Raw genomic sequence first — 16,808 nt, forward strand, 5'->3', positions numbered from 1 at the left:
CCGCCCTAGGCCCCGCCCAGCTTCCGGAAGTCCCAGGACACGATCTTCTCCGGGGTCAGCCGGGCCCAGGCGTGCCGGCCGTCGTGCGGCATCTCGTCCAGACCGAAGTTCTTGCGCGCGAACAGCGTCTCGGCCGTGTCCAGTTCGGCGCACAGCTGACCGGTGCGCGGCACCTCGCCCACGAACTCCACCCGCCCCGACAGCTCGACCCCGCGCAGCTGGTCGTACTCCTCGCCGGAGTCGACCACGACGGCCACCCGCGGATCGCGGCACAGCTGGGTCCAGCGCCGGCTGCGCACCACCGAGTACAGCCACAGCGAGCTGCTGTCCCAGGCGAACCACAGCGCGCTGACATGCGGTGTGCCGTCCGCCGACACGGTCGCGACCCGGCAGGTGCGCTGGGCGGTGAGGAATGCGTCCAGCTCGCCGGGAGTCATCATGATCCTCCGGCCCCGGCGCTGCTGAGTGACGGTCATACGGCCCCCTCTTCTCTCACGTCGTGTCAGAGGAACTCCCCTGCTGCGGAGATCCTCTGACATCACGTCAGAAAAGGGAACGGCCCGGCTTCCGCTCGTGCCCCGATGTGGCTACTCTCACCGCCCGGCCCCCGGCGAAAGGATGTGTGATGCCGTCGTACGAGCAACTCGGCGACCTCCTCGATCCCGTGAGCACCGTGCTGCTCACCGTGGAGTGCCAGCAGGGCGTCGTCGGCCCGGACAGCGCCCTGCCCGAACTCGCCCGCGAGGCGCGCTCCTCCGGCGCCCTGCACCATGTGGCCCGGCTGGTCGCCGCCGCCCACACGAGCGGTGTGCAGGTGATCCACGCCATCGCCGAGCGCCGTCCCGACGGCCGCGGCGCGAACCGCAACGCCCGCCTGTTCCGGGCCGCCGAGCGGCTGCCCCTGCAGCAGCTGAGCGGCAGTACCGCGGTCCGCCTCGCGCCCCCGATCGAGACCACCGAGGAGGACTTCGTCGTACGGCGGCTGCACGGTCTTTCCCCGATCCACGGCACCGACGTCGACGCCCTGCTGCGCAACCTCGGCTGCCGCACCCTGATCGTCACCGGGGTCTCGGCCAACGTGGCCGTCCCCAACGCGGTGTTCGACGCCGTGAACCTCGGCTACTCCGTCGTCGTCCCGTCCGACGCGATCGCGGGGGTGCCCGCCGAGTACACCCCCGCGATGATCCGCAACACCCTCGCGCTGGTCGCCACGATCGCCACCACCGACGAGGTGCTCCGCTGCTTCGAACGGTCCGCCGGACGGCGCTGAGCCGGCTCAGGCCAGCTTGATCTCGTCGCCTGAGACGGTGATCCGCGCCGCGGGCAGCGGCTGCGTCGCGGGTCCCTTCTTCACACTGCCGTCCGCCACCGAGAACTCGCTGTTGTGGCAAGGGCAGACGATCACGCCGTTCGCCACGCTGCCCACCGCGCAGCCCTGGTGGGTGCACTTGGAGGAGAACGCCTTGTAGGTGCCCGCCGTCGGCTGGGTGACCACGACACCCTGGTCCTTGAAGATCGTGCCGCCGCCCTCCGGGATGTCCGCCTTCTTGGCGAGCGCGGAGCCGCCGCCGTCCTGCGCGGACCCGGCAGAGCCGGCGGAGCCGGACCCGGCCGAGTCGTCGCCCGAACCGCAGGCGGTCAGCGCGGCGGCGAGCCCGGCCGCTCCGGCCGCCGCCATGACGGTACGACGCGCCGGTCCCCCGGGGGCGCCTTCCCGCCCGAGCGGAGCCGAGTGCTCGGGGGAGGGCTGGAGCGATGCGCTGGTCATGTGGGAATTCCCTTCCGCGGAACGCTGTGTCATCCGCCCTGGGGTACGGCCGCGGGGCGGCGCCCGTTCAGACGGCAGCCGGATCCCCGCCCTCCGGTGATGAGCGGGCCGTGAGCCACGGCTTCCGGCCGGCGGCCAGGTCCGGCCCGCTGCCGCACCCCAGTAACCTGGGTCGATGCTCAAGGAAGTCACCGCGACCCGCTACATCACGCCGCTGCGTGAGGGCGGCTCGCTGCCGGGGCTCGTCGAGGCCGACGACTTCGGGACCTATGTCATGAAGTTCACCGGCGCGGGACAGGGCCGCAAGACCCTGGTCGCCGAGGTGGTGTGCGGCGAACTCGCCCGGCGCCTCGGATTCCGCATGCCCCGGCTGGTCGCCATCGAGCTGGACCCGGTCCTCGGGCTCGGCGAGCCCGAGCAGCAGGTGCAGGACCTGCTGCGGGCCAGCGGCGGCACCAACCTCGGCATGGACTTCCTGTCCGGCGCGCTCGGCTTCGACCCGCTCGCCTTCCCGGTGAGCCCCGAGGAGGCCGGCCGGATCGTCTGGTTCGACGCGCTGGTCAACAACGTCGACCGCTCCTGGCGCAACCCCAACCTCCTGGTGCACCAGGGCGAGCTGTGGCTCATCGACCACGGCGCCACGATGATCTGGCACCACAACTGGCCCTCCGCCAACGCCTCGGCGGCCCGCCCCTACGACGCCTCCGACCACGCCCTCGCCCGCTTCTCCCCGGACGTCCGGGCCGCGGCCGCCGCACTGGCGCCCCGGGTCACCGAGGACCTGCTCACCGAGGTCACCGCCGAGATCCCGGACGCCTGGCTCGCCGGCGAACCGGGCTTCGGCACCCCGGACGACCTGCGCCGGGCCTACGCGCGACCACTGCTCGCCCGGGCCGCAGCCGTCCACGAGCGCATCACCGGCATCGAGGGGACCAAGTGAGCGAGACCCGTATCCACATGGCCGGCCATGTCACCGAGCGGCACATCACCCGGGCCGGGCAGGGCGGCGGCCGTGACGTGTTCGAGTACGCCCTGCTGCAAGTGGTCCCCCGGGTGGAGCGCGGGGAGTGCATCAACGCGGGCGTGGTCGTGTACTGCCGCGCCCGGGCCTACGTGGGCGCCCTCATCCATCTGGACGAGGCGCGGCTGCTCGCGCTGGACCCGGCCGCCGACGTCGCCGGGGTGCGTGCCGCGCTGCGTGCGATCGAGCGGCACTGCGCGGGCGGCGAGGAGGCCGGGCAGGCGGCGGGCGACGACGCCGGGCGCCGCTACCGCTGGGTGATCGCGCCCCGCTCCACCGTGGTCAGGCCCGGGCCCGTGCACACCGGTCTGACCGCCGACCCGGCCGCCGAGACGGAGCGATTGCTCGACCTCCTGGTGAGGTAATGGATCACACCGGCCGGATGTGCCGTTGACACCGGGTGCCAGGGCTTCTAGCGTCACGGGTGCTGAAGGTACTAAGCGGTCGCTCACCGCATGACAGGGCCCTCGCCGAGGGCCCGGCAGGTTCTCTCAAGGGCGAGGAGAAGCAGTAATGTCCACCACTGAACAGCGGGTCGCCGTAGTCACCGGCGCGGCGCGCGGCATCGGCGCGGCCACCGCCGTACGACTGGCCGCCGAAGGCCACGCGGTCGCCGTGATCGACCTGGACGAGGCCGCCTGCAAGGACACGGTCGAGAAGATCACCGCGGCCGGCGGCAAGGCGATCGCGGTCGGCGCCGACGTCTCCGACGAGGCGCAGGTCGAGGCGGCCGTCGCCCGCATCGCCCAGGAGCTGGGCGCTCCGACGATCCTCGTCAACAACGCGGGCGTGCTGCGCGACAACCTGCTGTTCAAGATGAGCGCCACCGACTGGGACATGGTCCTGAACGTGCACCTGCGCGGCTCGTTCCTGATGACCAAGGCCGTTCAGAAGCACATGGTCGACGCGGGCTTCGGCCGGATCGTCAACCTGTCCTCCTCCTCGGCGCTCGGCAACCGCGGCCAGGCCAACTACTCGGCCGCCAAGGCCGGTCTGCAGGGGTTCACCAAGACCCTCGCCATCGAGCTGGGCAAGTTCGGCATCACCGCCAACGCCGTCGCCCCCGGCTTCATCGCCACCGAGATGACCAAGGCCACCGCCGACCGCGTGGGCATGGGCTTCGACGACTTCAAGAAGGCCGCCGCCACCCAGATCCCGGTACAGCGGGTCGGTGAGCCGGAGGACATCGCCAACGCCATCGCGTTCTTCACCGGCGAGGCGGCCGGCTTCGTCTCCGGCCAGGTGCTGTACGTCGCCGGCGGACCGCTCGACTAGGGATTCAGAGGTAGCAGGGACATGACTGAACTCCCGGAGCTCTCCGGCAGGGCCGCGCTCGTCACCGGCGCCAGCCGCGGCATCGGCTACGGCGTCGCCGAGGCGCTCGTCGCGCGCGGCGACCGCGTGTGCATCACCGGCCGCAACGAGGACGCCCTCAAGGAGGCCGTCGAGCGGCTCGGCGCCGAGCGCGTCATCGGCGTCGCGGGCAAGGCCCACGACCTGGACCACCAGGCCGAGGCCGTCGAGCGCGCCATGGCGGCCTTCGGCCGGGTCGACTTCCTGGTCAACAACGCGGGCACCAACCCGGTCTTCGGCCCGATCGCGGACCTCGACCTGAACGTCGCCCGCAAGGTGTTCGAGACCAATGTGATCTCCGCGCTCGGCTTCGCCCAGAAGACCTGGCACGCCTGGCAGAAGGACAACGGCGGCGCGATCGTCAACATCGCCTCGATCGCGGGCCTGGCGCCCTCGCCGTTCATCGGCGCCTACGGCGTCAGCAAGGCCGCGATGATCAACCTCACCCAGCAGCTGGCGCACGAGTTCGCGCCGAAGGTGCGGGTCAACGCGATCGCCCCGGCCGTGGTCAAGACCAAGTTCGCGCAGGCGCTGTACGAGAACCGCGAGGAGGAGGCGGCGGCGGCCTACCCCCTCGCCCGGCTCGGGGTGCCCTCCGACATCGGCGGGGCCGCGGCCTTCCTCACCTCCGCGCAGTCCGACTGGGTCACCGGTCAGACGCTCGTGGTGGACGGCGGCATCTTCCTCAACGCCGGCGTGGGCTGAGCCCGGCCATCTTTCCGGGCGCCGAATATCGGACGGATCGGCGCCCGGAATGCCGTACGGAATCCGCACAGCGGACTGACAACGTCGTCAGAGCCGAATCGATCAAGAAAGCCTGTTTCCGGGGAGGTTCAGGGGGCCGAAACGCTGCGGTATGGTCTGCCAACCCTTGGTACGGCAGATCGAGGAGCGTGCACGTGTTCATCCGGAACCGATTCCTGCGGGGCGGCGCGGCGATCGTGTCCCTGGCACTGGTCACCGGCTGCAGCCTGCTCTCCGACGGCGACCCCGACAGCCAGGGGCCGATCGTCGTGGGCACCACCAGCGTCCCCAGCACGCTGGACCCGGCCGGCGCGTGGGACGGTTCCTGGGAGCTGTACCGCAACATATTCCAGACACTCCTCGCCTACCCCAACGGCGCCACCACCCCCCAGCCCGACGCCGCCGAGAGCTGTTCCTTCACCGACCCCGCCAGCCGCACCTACCACTGCAGGCTGCGCCCGGGGCTGAAGTTCTCCGACGGCGACCCGCTGAACGCCGAGGCCGTGCGGCACGCGATCGACCGCATCCGCAGGATCGACGCCCCCGGCGGCCCCGCCGGGCTGCTCGGCAGCCTGGACCGCGTCGAGACCTCGGGCGACCGCGACATCGTCTTCCACCTCAACCAGTCCGACGCCACCTTCCCGTTCGTGCTGGCCACCCCCGCCATGTCGATCGTCGACCCGGACGACTACCCCGCCGACGCGCTGCGCAAGGACACCACGGTCCACGGCTCCGGCCCGTACAAGCTCCAGTCCTACGAGGAGGACGCGCAGGCCGTCCTGGCCCGCAACGACAGCTACCAGGGGTTCGCCAAGCGGCAGAACGACGCGGTGACCATCCGCTACTTCAAGGACTCCGCCGGCATGGTCAAGGCGCTGCGGGACAAGCAGATCGACGTCACCTACCGGGGGCTCGCCGCCGACGACATCCTCGCCCTGCAGCAGCACGACAGCGAGGACCTGCAACTGGTCGACGGTGCCGGCACGGACATCAGCTACCTGGTGTTCAACCCCAAGGACCCGTGGGCCAAGCAGCCCGCCGTGCGCAAGGCCGTCGCCCAGCTCGTGGACCGGGGCGCGATCGCGCACAAGGTCTACAAGGACACCGTCGACCCCTTGTACTCGATGGTCCCCAAGGGCCTGACCGGCCACGCCACCGGCTTCTTCGACGACTTCGGCGACCCGGACGCCGGCAAGGCCCGCAAGATCCTCACCGACGCCGGCATCACCCGGCCCGTCCCGCTCACCCTCTGGTACACCACCGACCGCTACGGCTCCGAGACGGCCCTGATGTTCCGGGAGCTGAAGCGACAGCTGGACGGCTCCGGCCTGTTCGACATCACCCTGAAGGGCCGCCCCTGGAAGACCTACGTGGTCGGCTACCAGAAGGCCGAGTACCCGGTGTTCGGACGCGGCTGGTTCCCGGACTTCCCGGACGCGGACAACTTCATCGCCCCCTTCGTCGGCGAGCACAACGCCCTCGGCACGCCCTACCCGGCCAAGGAGATCACCGGCCGGCTGCTGCCCCACGCGCGCGCGGAGAGCGACCGCGCCCGGACCGTCAAGGACGTGGAGGCGGCCCAGCAGATCATGGTGGACGACGCCCGGCTGATCCCGCTCTGGCAGGGCCGGCAGTACGTGGCGGCCAGCGACGACATCTCCGGGGGCGAGCAGGCCCTCGACCCGTCGACGATCATGATGATGTGGACACTGCATCGCAAGACCAGCTGGTGAACCGCCTCGCGGCACCGGTTGTCAGTGGTCGCCTGTAGGTTCTGAAGCCTGGAAGTGACCGCACACCGCAGTTGATTCACACCGTGAGGACGTTGACGTGACCGACATCGCCATGCTGCCCGAGTCCTGGCGCGGGGTTCTGGGCGACGAGCTGCAGCAGCCCTACTTCAAGGAGCTGACCGAGTTCGTCGAGGAGGAGCGGGCGAAGGGTCCCGTCTACCCGCCGCGCGAGGAGGTCTTCGCCGCGCTGGACGCGACGCCGTACGAGCAGGTGAAGGTGCTCGTCCTGGGCCAGGACCCGTACCACGGCGAGGGCCAGGGCCATGGCCTGTGCTTCTCGGTCCGCCCCGGTGTGAAGACCCCGCCCTCCCTGCGGAACATCTACAAGGAGATGCAGGAGGAGCTGGGCCTGCCCGTCCCGGACAACGGCTATCTGATGCCGTGGGCCCGGCAGGGCGTGCTGCTGCTCAACGCGGTCCTCACCGTCCGGGCCGGCGAGGCCAACTCGCACAAGGGCAAGGGCTGGGAGAAGTTCACGGACGCGGTGATCCGCGCGGTGGACTCCCGCCCCCACCCGGCGGTCTTCGTGCTGTGGGGCAACTACGCGCAGAAGAAGCTCCCGCTGATCGACGAGAGCCGGCACGTGGTCGTCAAGGGCGCGCACCCCTCGCCGCTGTCCGCGAAGAAGTTCTTCGGCTCCCGCCCGTTCACGCAGATCAACGAGGCGATCGCCCGCCAGGGCCACCAGCCGGTCGACTGGCGGATCCCGAACCTGGGCTGACGGCGCCGCGCGCGAACCGCCACCGGGGCGGTGCGGCTCCCCGGCGGCGCGCGGCTGTGCCGTGCGGGCGCGAGCGGCCGGGGCGGCCCGCATCCGGCGCCGGCCGCGACTCACGGCCTCCTTGACCGGGAATCCCCGCGGCGCCGGTTAGCGTCAGGAGCGCACAGTCGGCAACAGCCCGGAGGTCATCGTGGCGGAGCGACAGGAGCAGGCGGCGCCGGACGCCGTGCTGACGCGGATCGGGCAGGTCGTGATGCTGCACCACGGCGGTGACCGCGAGGAGGCCCGCAGCCGGTTCCTCGACCTGTGGGCGGAGATCGGCGAGGACGGCGACCCCCTGCACCGCTGCACACTCGCCCACTACCTGGCCGACACCCAGGACGATCCGGGGGACGAACTCGCCTGGGACCTGCGGGCGTTGTCGGCGGCCGAGGAGCTGGCCGACGGCCGCGCGGGCGGTGACCCGGCCGGCGTCCAGGGCTTCTTCCCCTCCCTGCACCTCAACCTGGCCGCCGACTACGTCAAGCTGGGCCGCGCCGGGGCCGCCCGCAGCCATCTGCGCCGGGCCCGCACCGCCGCGGACTCCCTCGCCCACGACGGCTACGGCGAGGGGGTCAGGTCCGCGATCAGCCGTCTGGAGTCGCGGCTGGCAGAGGACGGCCCTCCGGGCGGCGACGGCTGGGTGCCGCCCCGCCAGCGCCCCAGCTAGGGCACGTCCGGCGGGGGCTCCCGGCTCAACGCCCGTAGGTCCGCTCGCAGATCCGTGCCTCGGGGCTGTCCTTGCGCCAGCCGCCGTACATCTTGCCCAGGGCGCACACGTCAGGGGAACTCGGCACCGCCGGGGCCGGAGCGGGCACGCCGGCGACCGGTCGCCGGGGCCGGTCCGGGTGCCGGCCGGCGTGCGGCGGCTCGGGCGGGGCCGCCGGCCGGTGCGCGGCCTGCGGCGCGGCCGGGGGCCGGTGCCGGGCGGGCGGCCGGGAGCGCTCCGGGTGCCGGGACGGCCCGACCATCTCCAGCGCCTCGACGGCCGGTGCCTGCACCACCCGGGGCTCCGCACTGCCGTCTGGCCGGGGCGCGGTCGGCTGCGAGGGAGCGGTGTCGGCGGGCGCCCCCGGTGTCACCGGGTGCCGCACCGTCACACAGCCGGAGAGGGCCGTGACGGCCACGGTGACCAGAAGCGCTGCGGTGGTCGTCATTCGATACACCCGCGCAACTCTGCTGGTTCGGCAGCCGGGTTGGCGCCAGGCCGCCGAGTCCGATGCCCCGGACGGGTGATTGCGTGCCCCGTGCGGAGGGTTTTCCGGTACCGGGGCTGACGTCCGTACCGCCGCTCCGCGTCCCGGCAGGCCCCGGCGACCGGCACCACCCGGTGGCCGCCGTGCTCGCCGCCACCCGCCCCGAGGACGTGCTCCGGCACGACGTCCCTCACCTCGCCGAGCCCCTGCCCGCCCGCCACTCGGGCCGCACGGTCCTGCTCGGCGGTGCCGCCCACGCCATGCCGCCGACTCTCGGCCAGGGCGGCGACCAGCCGGCGAGGACGCCGTCCTCCTCGCCCGCCACGGCGCCGATCCGGCCGCCCGCACCGCCGACCGGCTCCCGCGGACCACCGCCCCAGCCGCCGGGCCGTCCGGCCCGGCCTGGCGGACGGCCGTGCCGTCACCGCCCTGCGCAACACGGCCGGCGCGGCCCTCTCGGCGGCCGGCCCCGCCCTGTTCCCGCACGGCTTCGACGGCATCGCCGACTGGCGGCCACCGTATGCTTCCGGCAGGGAACACGCAGGCCAGCGGTAGAGGAGAGCACGTGAAGGTCGGCTGCATCGGACTCGGGGACATCGCGCGGAAGGCGTACCTGCCGGTGCTGGGCACGCAGCCGGGCATCGACCTCCATCTGCAGACCCGCACGCCCGCCACGCTCGACCGGGTCGGGGACACGCTCCGGCTGCCCGATGAGCAGCGGCACACCACCCTGGACTCGCTGCTCGCGGCCGGCCTGGACGCGGCCTTCGTGCACGCGCCCACTGCCGTCCACCCCGAGATCGTCACCCGGCTGCTGGAGGCCGGCGTCCCCACGTACGTGGACAAGCCGCTCGCCTACGAACTCGCCGACTCCGAGCGGCTGGTCGCCCTCGCCGAGCGGCGCGGCGTCTCGCTGGCCGTCGGCTTCAACCGGCGGCACGCCCCCGGGTACGCGCAGTGCCTCGACCACCCGCGCGAGCTGATCCTCCTGCAGAAGAACCGGGTCGGGCTGCCCGAGGAACCGCGTTCGATGATCCTGGACGACTTCATCCATGTCGTCGACACCCTGCGCTTCCTGGTGCCGGGCCCGGTCGACGACGTGACCGTCCGCGCCCGCGCCCAGGGCGGCCTGCTCCACCATGTCGTGCTCCAGCTCGGCGGCGACGGCTTCACCGCGCTCGGTGTGATGAACCGGCTCAGCGGTTCGAACGAGGAGATCCTCGAGGTGTCCGGGCAGGACACCAAGCGCCAGGTGGTCAACCTCGCCGAGGTGATCGACCACAAGGGGCAGCCGACCGTCCGCCGGCGCGGCGACTGGGTTCCGGTGGCCCGCCAGCGCGGCATCGAACAGGCGGTCCTCGCCTTCCTCGAGGCCGTACGGGAGGGGCGGCGGCTCAGTGCCCGTGACGCGCTGGCGACCCATGAGCTGTGCGAGCGCGTGGTACGAGCGGTTCAGGACCACCCCGGCGCGGCCTGAGCGCCCGCGCCCCCTCGGTCACCCCCAGCGCGGCCAGCACCAGCAGCGCGCCGTACACCGTCCAGTCGCCGTAGCGGACGTACGGCGTGATGCCGTGCGCGAGCGGTACGTCGTACACGTGCGCGGTGCTCGCGCCGGTGCCGAGCCAGGGGCCGAGGCGCCGTCCGTCCGGACCGTAGACCGCGGACACTCCGGTGAGGGTGGCGTGCACCATCGGGCGGCCGGTCTCGGCGGCGCGCAGCGCGGCCAGCGAGGCGTGCTGCGCGGGGGCCCAGCTGTGCTGGAAGGACGAGGTGGAGGACTGGCCGAGGAGGAGGTCGGCGCCGTCCTCGGCGAGGTGCCGGCTCATGTCGGGGAAGGCGGTCTCGAAGCAGATCAGCGGGCCGATCCGCAGCCCGTGCCCGACGTCCATCACGGTCTGCCGGGTGCCGCGCCGCCGGTCCTCGCCGGCGGCCCGGCCCACCGAGGTGGCCCAGCCGAGCAGTGAACGGGCCGGTATGTACTCGCCGAACGGCACCAGCCGCATCTTGTCGTACCGGTCACCGGTCGGGCCGTCCGGGCCGACCAGCACCGAACTCTTGTAGATGCCGGGCCGGTCGGAGCGGCGCGCGTCCACGTTCACCAGCACATCGGCGCCGGTCGCCCGGGACAGGGCGGTCAGCCGCCGGGTCAGGTCGGGGCGGTCGTCCAGATCGAAACCGACGCTCGATTCGCCCCACACCACCAGGTCGACGTCCTGCCCGGCGACTTGCCTGGTCAGCCGCTCCTCCCGGTCGAAGCGCTGGTCGCCACTGGCCTCTCCGGCCACGACACCCGGCTGTACGACGGCGATCCGTACCCGCCCGTCGACGTCCGGGCGCGGTGCCCACACCCAGGCGGCCGACGTCGCGGCGGCCGTGGCGACCAGCGCGGCCAGGGCCGGCAGGCGCAGCTCGCGGACCCGGACGAGGCCGGCCACCGCCACGTTGACGGCCACCACCAGGAAGCTGAGCAGCCACACCCCGCCCACGGAGGCCAGCCGCAGTGCCGCGTCCACCTGCCACTGGCTGGCGCCCAGCATGCCCCACGGCCCGCCGAGACCCTGCCAGGACCGGACCAGTTCCACCGCGAGCCAGGCCGACGGCAGCACCAGCAGGGCGAGGGCGCCCCGGCCCGCCGAGGGCACGCCGCCGAGGAGCCGGCGCACCAGCCAGCCCCAGGGCGCCCAGAGCAGGCCCAGCAGCGCCGCGATCAGGAAGATGAACACGTGCAGGCTCGGCAGCAGCCAGTGGTGCACGGCCACCAGGAAGCCGAACCCGCCGCACCAGCCGTCGTACGCGGCCCGCCGTCCGGTCGGCGCCGAGCGGGCCAGCAGGATCCAGGGCACCAGGGCCGCGTACGCGAACCACCACAGCGAGGGGGCGGGGAAGGCGAGTACGGGCAGGGCACCGGCGAGAGCGGCGGCACCCGAGCGGCGCCAGGGGGAGGTCAGCCAGCGGTCGATGGTTCTCATACCGGCCCTCCCTACCCAGCCCTGCCTCCAGTGTGCGCGCCGGAGGCGATCTCTGACACAGGAGGCCGGTTCACGGCGAGGGAGGCCCGTTCACCACGGGGAAGGACGGCTCACCACGGGAAGGACGGTTCACCGCGGGGGAGGACGGTTCAGTCGCCCACGGCGGCCGGGTCGCGCTCGGGCAGCCGCCGCCACTTCTCCTGGACGACGACCTCGCGCAGCCGCCAGCCGTCCTCGGTGCGCAGCAGCCCGAAGTCGTACCGGCCTCCGCACACCAGGTCGGGTGCGGCGGCCCCGCCGGGACCGGCGAAGCGCATCGGGTTGAGGTAGTCGGCCCGCACCCGGGCGGTGTCCCCGGTGTCCTGCTCCAGGATCCCGAACCGCACCTGCCGGTTGACGATCAGATGCTGGCGCATGGCGAACAGGGCCAGGCTCTCGGCGAGCCAGCCGGCGACCCGTTCCGCTTCGCCCTCGATACCGCCCGCCGACCGGTAGTCGGCCCGTCCGTCCGCCGTGAACAGCCGCCGGTACGCCGTCCAGTCGCCGTCGTCCACCGCCACCGCGTACGCGGTGACCACATCGTCCACGGCCAGTCGGTCCCTCACGGTGGCGAACTCCGCACGCTGCGTCATCGGCACAGTCTTGGGCACGGCGGACGCGGAGCCAAGAGGTGTGCGCGGTGAACATTCGGTGCCGCCGGTGCGCCGGGCCGCTCCGCCCGTCGCGTTCCGCTTCCGCCGGCCGGGTCAGCGGGGGACACCTGCCTCGTCCAGGTACCGGTGCATGGCCTCGGCGGGCAGGCTCGGATTGGCCAGGGCGCGGGCCGACAACTCCGGATCCCGGCAGGCCCGGAGGATGAGTTCGACCGGCAGCGCGGGGTGCGCCGCAGCGGCGCCGCGCACCCGTTCGTCCGGGTCGGCGAGCAGCCGCACCATGATCTCGGCGGGGGCCTTCGGGTCCAGGCCGGCCAGCCGTCGCCGCTCCGGATCCGGGTCGCCGGCGAAGCGCTGTGCGCCGCCCTCGCGCGGGAAATTCGGGTGTGCCGGCAGAGCGCCCTTGGTGATGACCTCGCAGTCCAGATAGGTCCGCAGCACCACCTCGCCGTCCACGGTCGGCTGGTTCTCGCACAGCAGGAGCCGCACGGGGTAGTCGTCGTCCTCGGCGAGCAGGCCGACGGCGTCGGCGGGGAGGTGCGGGCTGACGGCCGCGCTGCGTCGCAGCAGGGTGTTGGCGGACCGGGCGCAGCGGCGCAGGACGTCGGGGTCGGCGCAGTCGCGGACCCATTCGACGGGCTGGAGCCGGTCGGCCGGGGTGATGGTGATGTCGACGGCGGCGCGTTCCGCCTCGGTCAGCTCGGGCCGTACCGACACCGCGAGGCGCACGCTGTGCGCGTCGTCGTCCGCGAGCGTCCTGACGATGTCGACGGGCACGCCGAGGTTGTACGCCAGTTCCCGCCGGTCCGCCTCCTCGGGGCTGTTCGCGAGCCGTTCGGCGGTCGCCGTGGTCATGGCGCCGTACCGGATCACGTCCTGCCGGCGGAACCGTCCGATGTCCGCGGCGAGAAGGAGGTCCGTGCGGTCCGCGTCCGTTCGGCAGGCCTCCAGCATGGCCTCCTGCCGTACCGAGTCCTCGGCGTCGCCGAGCAGCCGGGCGCGGGTGCCCTCGGACAGCAGGGGCCAGTGGTGGCAGGCGGCCTGCCGGAGGTCCGCGTCCTGGTGGCCGGCGAGTGCGGCGACCAGGCTCGGCGCCGTGTGCCGGCAGAAGGCCGCGCTGCTGCGGACGCGTGGGTCCGGGTCGGCGAGCAGGCGCCGTTGCGCGGACAGCGGCAGCGGTGACACGGGGATCCGGAACCAGTCGGGCCCGATGGCCAGTGAACGGCGCACCCGCGGATCGGGATCGTCCACGAGCCGGGCGCGCTGTTCCGCCGTCACCCCGGGGTTCCCGGCGAACGCTCCCCGCAGCCGGCGGTCGGGATGCGCGACGACGGCGTCGACCACCTCGTCAGGCAGCGCGCGCCAGGCGATCGTGTCCCAGGCCGCGATGGCTTCCTCGCACAGCAGCCTGGTCAACACCTCGACCGGAGCCCCGGGATTGCGCGCGATCGCGGCAATGGTCCCTCGGTGGCCGTCCGTTGCGGACATGGTGCCCCTCCCTGTCACCCCGCGGCCCTGGCGGGCCCGCAGATTGTGCGCATGCCGCGGCGCCGGGGTCAATGCGGACGATCATGCTCCGGCGCCTGCCCGGAGCGGCCGGTGCACGAGGGTGGGTGGATCATGGGGCGATGAAGAAGTCGACCGAGAAGGCGGCCGCGGCCGGGCCGGCGGGGCGTCAGCCGGAGCTCACCGCATACCAACGGGCGCTGCGGGACAGGCTCCTCGCCGCCCCCGTCGTGCGGGCGCCCGAACCCTGGCGGCCCGTCCTCGAGCCCTGCGTCCCCGTCGGCGGGCTGCTCGGAATCGGTTTCGCGACGCGTCCCGGCAGCGGGCACGACCTGGTGATGGTCGTCTCGAACGACGGCCATGGCCTCTTCGACGCCGTCACGGGGGAGAAGATCGCCCGGGACCGGGACCCCGAGCCGGAGGACAGCACCCCCGACGCAACCGCCGACCTCTCCTGTCCCGGACTCGGTCCGGTGGCCGGCACCAGGGTGCACATCGCCGGACTCTTCGGCGGAGGTCTGCACACCACCGCCGCGGGCGGCTGGTCCCTGGATGTCGTCAGCCCGGCCTGGCCCCATGACAGGGTCCTGCTCAGCCGCGGCGGGACACCGTTCACGGACGCCTGCCGCGAGCGGTGGTGGCACATCTTCCACGCCTGCTACTCCGAGCTGCGAGCGGTCGGCTTCTCGCCCTCCGGGCAGACCCTGGCCGTCGCGACGAGCAGCGACCTGTCGTTGTGGACGCGCCGGGCCGCCGACGGCCACGGCGGTGGCGCCGACGCCTGAACGTGCCAGGGGGCCGACGCGCTGCGGCTCGGGCTCGTCGGGGGACGGGGTGGGGCGGGCGGGTGGACCGTAGGGGCCGGTGCGGGTGGACCCTAGGGGTCGGTGCGGTGCGGACGGGCGCCGGCGTGGAGTCAGGCCGCCTTGATGACCTGTCCGCGGATCGCCGCGGCCCACTCGATCACCAACAGCTCGTACTCCGCGCGTTCCTGGGCCGACAGGGTGCCGCCCGCACGCAGCCACAGCGCCCGGATCTGCTCGTTCACCTCGGCAGCAGACCGCACGGAACCAGGGGGCAGGGTATGGGGGGACATGCGGACAGACTAGGGGCAAGAGCTGACCGTGCGCTACCGCCCGGCTACGCAGAAGGTATGGGGTTGGTCACCGCCGACGCCCGGTGAGGCGTCCGCAGCCGTGAAGCGACCTCCGCCCACGGGGTGCCACCCAGGTCGCGGGCGCGTGGTCGCCGTGCGGAAGATGTCCGAAAACCAGGGCGTCGGGCGCCTGTGCGCGGGCTCCAGGGGGCGTGCCCTCCGGGTGGGGGCAGACGAAAGCCCCCGCGAATCCTTCGCGGGGGCCTCTCGTGCCGCGGTCTCAGCCCGCCGACTCCGCCGCGTGCGGGCTCAGTACGCCCGCGCTGACCAGGGCGATGATCACGATGCCGAGGGCGATGCGGTACCAGACGAAGGGCATGAAGCTCTTGTTGGAGATCCACTTCATGAACCAGGCGATGACCGCGTATCCCGAGGCGAACGCGATCACCGTGGCGAACAGGGTCGGCCCCCAGGCCACATGGCCCTCGCTGAGCGAGTCCTTCACCTCGAAGGCGCCGGAGGCGAGCACGGCCGGGATGGCGAGCAGGAAGGAGTAGCGGGCCGCGGCCTCGCGCTTGTAGCCCATGAACAGGCCGCCGCTGATGGTCGCGCCGGAGCGGGAGACGCCGGGGATCAGGGCGCACGCCTGGCAGAGGCCGAAGATCAGACCGTCCTTGGCGCTGAGGTTGTCCAGCGTCTTGCGCTGCTTGGGCGCCCGGTGCCGGCGGCCGGTCTCGTCGAGGGCCGCCATGCGGTCGGCGATGCCGATCACCAGGCCGATGACGATGAGCATGGTGGCGGTGACCCGCAGATCGCGGAACGGGCCCTCGATCTGGTCCTTGAGCGTCACGCCCAGCACGCCGATCGGGATGGAGCCGACGATCACCAGCCAGCCCATCTGCGCGTCGTGGTTGCGCCGCATCGACTTGTCGAACAGCGAGCGGAACCAGGACGCGATGATCCGGCCGATGTCCTTGCGGAAGTAGATGAGGACCGCGGTCTCCGTGCCGATCTGCGTGATCGCCGTGAAGGCCGCCCCGGGGTCCTTCCAGCCGGAGAACGCCGCGGTCAGCCGCAGGTGGGCGCTGGACGAGACGGGCAGGAATTCGGTCAGCCCCTGGACGAGTCCGAGGACGAGGGATTCAAACCAAGACATGAAGGTATGGCGTCCAAGTAGCTGAGGCGTGAAGAGGTGATCATGTGACGAAGGAAGGGTAGCGGGCCCGGCTGACAGCGCGGAAACAGGGGCCGGACAGTCCGCTTGCCTGCCGGCCGCACCCGTATGCAGGCGGCGGACCCGGAACGACGGGCCGGCGGCTCCGCGCGCGGCGGTCGTCCCGCCCGGGCGCGGGTCCGCTCAGGCGGCCGTCGGTCCGGCCACCGTCCAGCCGGGGACCTGCGGATGGGCCGTCAGGTCCTCGTGCCGCACCGGGTCGCCGCACGCCCGGCAGGTGACCACCGGCACCAGTTCGTTGCCGCAGGAGTGCGCCACGACCATCGGGAGATCGGTGCCCTGGCGGAGATGGCGGTCGCCCCACTCCTTGAGGGTCATCAGGAGCGGCTCCAGTTCGAGGCCCGCCGGCGTCGCCCGGTACTCGAAGCGCTGCGGGCGCTCGCTGTAGACGCGCTTGGTGAGGATGCCCGCCTCCACGAGCCGGCGCAGCCGGGCGGCCAGGATGTCGCGCGGGGCGCCGATGTTGCGCACGAGCTGGTCGAAGCGGCCGTTGCCCAGGCACACCTCCCGCAGGACGAGCAGCGAGTACTTCTCGCCGACCAGCGCGAGGGCGTCGGCGATGGAGCAGGGGCGCGGGTTCTTCGTGGCGGCCATGCGCTCCATTCTAGAGGAGGGTTTGATTTTCCAACTGAGCGAGTTATCGTGAGTTCGGATTTCCTACTCACTAGTAGCTCCCGTCCTCTCCCCGGGCGGGCGGCCAGGCGGCCAAGGAGGC

At 72.6% G+C, this 16,808-nt stretch carries 19 protein-coding genes and 1 pseudogene; 11 read left to right on the forward strand and 9 right to left on the reverse strand.

Annotation, left to right across the window (positions count from 1 at the left end):
• Positions 1-5: 5 nt before the first annotated feature.
• Positions 6-476, reverse strand: coding sequence for a pyridoxamine 5'-phosphate oxidase family protein (locus ACF073_RS39450; RefSeq protein WP_392076344.1), 471 nt, complete (start codon positions 474-476; stop codon positions 6-8).
• 149 nt (positions 477-625) lie between these two features.
• Between ACF073_RS39450 and ACF073_RS39455 the strand changes: the two genes are divergently transcribed.
• Positions 626-1,270, forward strand: coding sequence for a cysteine hydrolase (locus tag ACF073_RS39455; protein WP_392076345.1), 645 nt, complete (start codon positions 626-628; stop codon positions 1,268-1,270).
• A 6-nt stretch (positions 1,271-1,276) separates the two neighbouring features.
• Here the strand turns inward: ACF073_RS39455 and ACF073_RS39460 are convergent, their stop codons facing one another.
• Positions 1,277-1,768 carry a Rieske (2Fe-2S) protein gene (locus ACF073_RS39460; RefSeq protein WP_392076346.1) on the reverse strand — a complete coding sequence of 164 codons (492 nt, stop codon included), beginning with the start codon at positions 1,766-1,768 and terminating at the stop codon, positions 1,277-1,279.
• A 175-nt stretch (positions 1,769-1,943) separates the two neighbouring features.
• On the opposite strand from ACF073_RS39460, the gene ACF073_RS39465 reads away from it, so the two are divergent.
• From ACF073_RS39465 to ACF073_RS39495, 7 genes are all read left to right on the forward strand, one after another.
• The gene (locus ACF073_RS39465; RefSeq protein WP_392076347.1) at positions 1,944-2,708 is read left to right on the forward strand and encodes a HipA family kinase; all 765 of its coding nucleotides are present in this window, start codon (positions 1,944-1,946) and stop codon (positions 2,706-2,708) included.
• Positions 2,705-3,154 (forward strand): DUF3037 domain-containing protein, encoded by a 450-nt coding sequence (locus tag ACF073_RS39470; protein ID WP_392076348.1) that lies wholly within the window; start codon positions 2,705-2,707, stop codon positions 3,152-3,154. Before ACF073_RS39465 ends, ACF073_RS39470 begins: the two co-directional genes overlap by 4 nt.
• A gap of 148 nt (positions 3,155-3,302) precedes the next feature.
• Positions 3,303-4,064, forward strand: coding sequence for a 3-oxoacyl-ACP reductase FabG (gene fabG / locus ACF073_RS39475; RefSeq protein ID WP_392076349.1), 762 nt, complete (start codon positions 3,303-3,305; stop codon positions 4,062-4,064).
• 21 nt (positions 4,065-4,085) lie between these two features.
• Positions 4,086-4,847: an SDR family oxidoreductase gene (locus tag ACF073_RS39480; RefSeq protein WP_392076350.1), complete on the forward strand. Its 762-nt coding sequence runs from the start codon at positions 4,086-4,088 to the stop codon at positions 4,845-4,847.
• Between the two features lie 194 nt (positions 4,848-5,041).
• Positions 5,042-6,619 carry an ABC transporter substrate-binding protein gene (locus ACF073_RS39485; RefSeq protein WP_392076351.1) on the forward strand — a complete coding sequence of 526 codons (1,578 nt, stop codon included), beginning with the start codon at positions 5,042-5,044 and terminating at the stop codon, positions 6,617-6,619.
• Positions 6,620-6,716: 97 nt separating this feature from the next.
• Positions 6,717-7,400: a uracil-DNA glycosylase gene (ung, locus tag ACF073_RS39490; protein WP_392076352.1), complete on the forward strand. Its 684-nt coding sequence runs from the start codon at positions 6,717-6,719 to the stop codon at positions 7,398-7,400.
• Positions 7,401-7,590: 190 nt separating this feature from the next.
• Complete coding sequence (locus ACF073_RS39495) at positions 7,591-8,109, forward strand: hypothetical protein (protein WP_392076353.1); 519 nt, start codon at positions 7,591-7,593, stop codon at positions 8,107-8,109.
• A gap of 25 nt (positions 8,110-8,134) precedes the next feature.
• Here the strand turns inward: ACF073_RS39495 and ACF073_RS39500 are convergent, their stop codons facing one another.
• A complete protein-coding gene (locus tag ACF073_RS39500; protein WP_392076354.1) occupies positions 8,135-8,596 on the reverse strand; it encodes a hypothetical protein in 462 nt (153 codons plus the stop codon).
• A gap of 155 nt (positions 8,597-8,751) precedes the next feature.
• On the opposite strand from ACF073_RS39500, the pseudogene ACF073_RS39505 reads away from it, so the two are divergent.
• A pseudogene (locus ACF073_RS39505) lies at positions 8,752-9,190 on the forward strand (monooxygenase); the annotation flags it as partial.
• 10 nt (positions 9,191-9,200) lie between these two features.
• Complete coding sequence (locus ACF073_RS39510) at positions 9,201-10,112, forward strand: Gfo/Idh/MocA family protein (RefSeq protein WP_392076355.1); 912 nt, start codon at positions 9,201-9,203, stop codon at positions 10,110-10,112.
• Here the strand turns inward: ACF073_RS39510 and lnt are convergent.
• The 3 genes from lnt to ACF073_RS39525 form a co-directional block, all read right to left on the reverse strand.
• Positions 10,030-11,604: an apolipoprotein N-acyltransferase gene (gene lnt / locus ACF073_RS39515; RefSeq protein WP_392076356.1), complete on the reverse strand. Its 1,575-nt coding sequence runs from the start codon at positions 11,602-11,604 to the stop codon at positions 10,030-10,032. The genes ACF073_RS39510 and lnt overlap by 83 nt on opposite strands.
• 149 nt (positions 11,605-11,753) lie before the next feature.
• Positions 11,754-12,236, reverse strand: a complete 483-nt coding sequence (locus ACF073_RS39520) for a nuclear transport factor 2 family protein (protein ID WP_392076357.1) — start codon at positions 12,234-12,236, stop codon at positions 11,754-11,756.
• A 114-nt stretch (positions 12,237-12,350) separates the two neighbouring features.
• Complete coding sequence (locus tag ACF073_RS39525) at positions 12,351-13,745, reverse strand: hypothetical protein (RefSeq protein WP_392076358.1); 1,395 nt, start codon at positions 13,743-13,745, stop codon at positions 12,351-12,353.
• A 140-nt stretch (positions 13,746-13,885) separates the two neighbouring features.
• Between ACF073_RS39525 and ACF073_RS39530 the strand changes: the two genes are divergently transcribed.
• A complete protein-coding gene (locus ACF073_RS39530; RefSeq protein ID WP_392076359.1) occupies positions 13,886-14,548 on the forward strand; it encodes a hypothetical protein in 663 nt (220 codons plus the stop codon).
• A 131-nt stretch (positions 14,549-14,679) separates the two neighbouring features.
• On the opposite strand, the gene ACF073_RS39535 is transcribed toward ACF073_RS39530, so the two are convergent.
• From ACF073_RS39535 to ACF073_RS39545, 3 genes are all read right to left on the reverse strand, one after another.
• Complete coding sequence (locus ACF073_RS39535; RefSeq protein WP_392076360.1) at positions 14,680-14,859, reverse strand: hypothetical protein; 180 nt, start codon at positions 14,857-14,859, stop codon at positions 14,680-14,682.
• Positions 14,860-15,139: 280 nt separating this feature from the next.
• Positions 15,140-16,015 (reverse strand): undecaprenyl-diphosphate phosphatase, encoded by an 876-nt coding sequence (locus ACF073_RS39540; RefSeq protein WP_392076361.1) that lies wholly within the window; start codon positions 16,013-16,015, stop codon positions 15,140-15,142.
• Positions 16,016-16,216: 201 nt separating this feature from the next.
• Positions 16,217-16,687, reverse strand: a complete 471-nt coding sequence (locus ACF073_RS39545) for a winged helix-turn-helix transcriptional regulator (protein ID WP_392076362.1) — start codon at positions 16,685-16,687, stop codon at positions 16,217-16,219.
• Positions 16,688-16,808: the final 121 nt, after the last annotated feature.

The organism is Streptomyces sp. NPDC015171 (genome assembly GCF_043079545.1).
Lineage (GTDB): Bacteria > Actinomycetota > Actinomycetes > Streptomycetales > Streptomycetaceae > Streptomyces.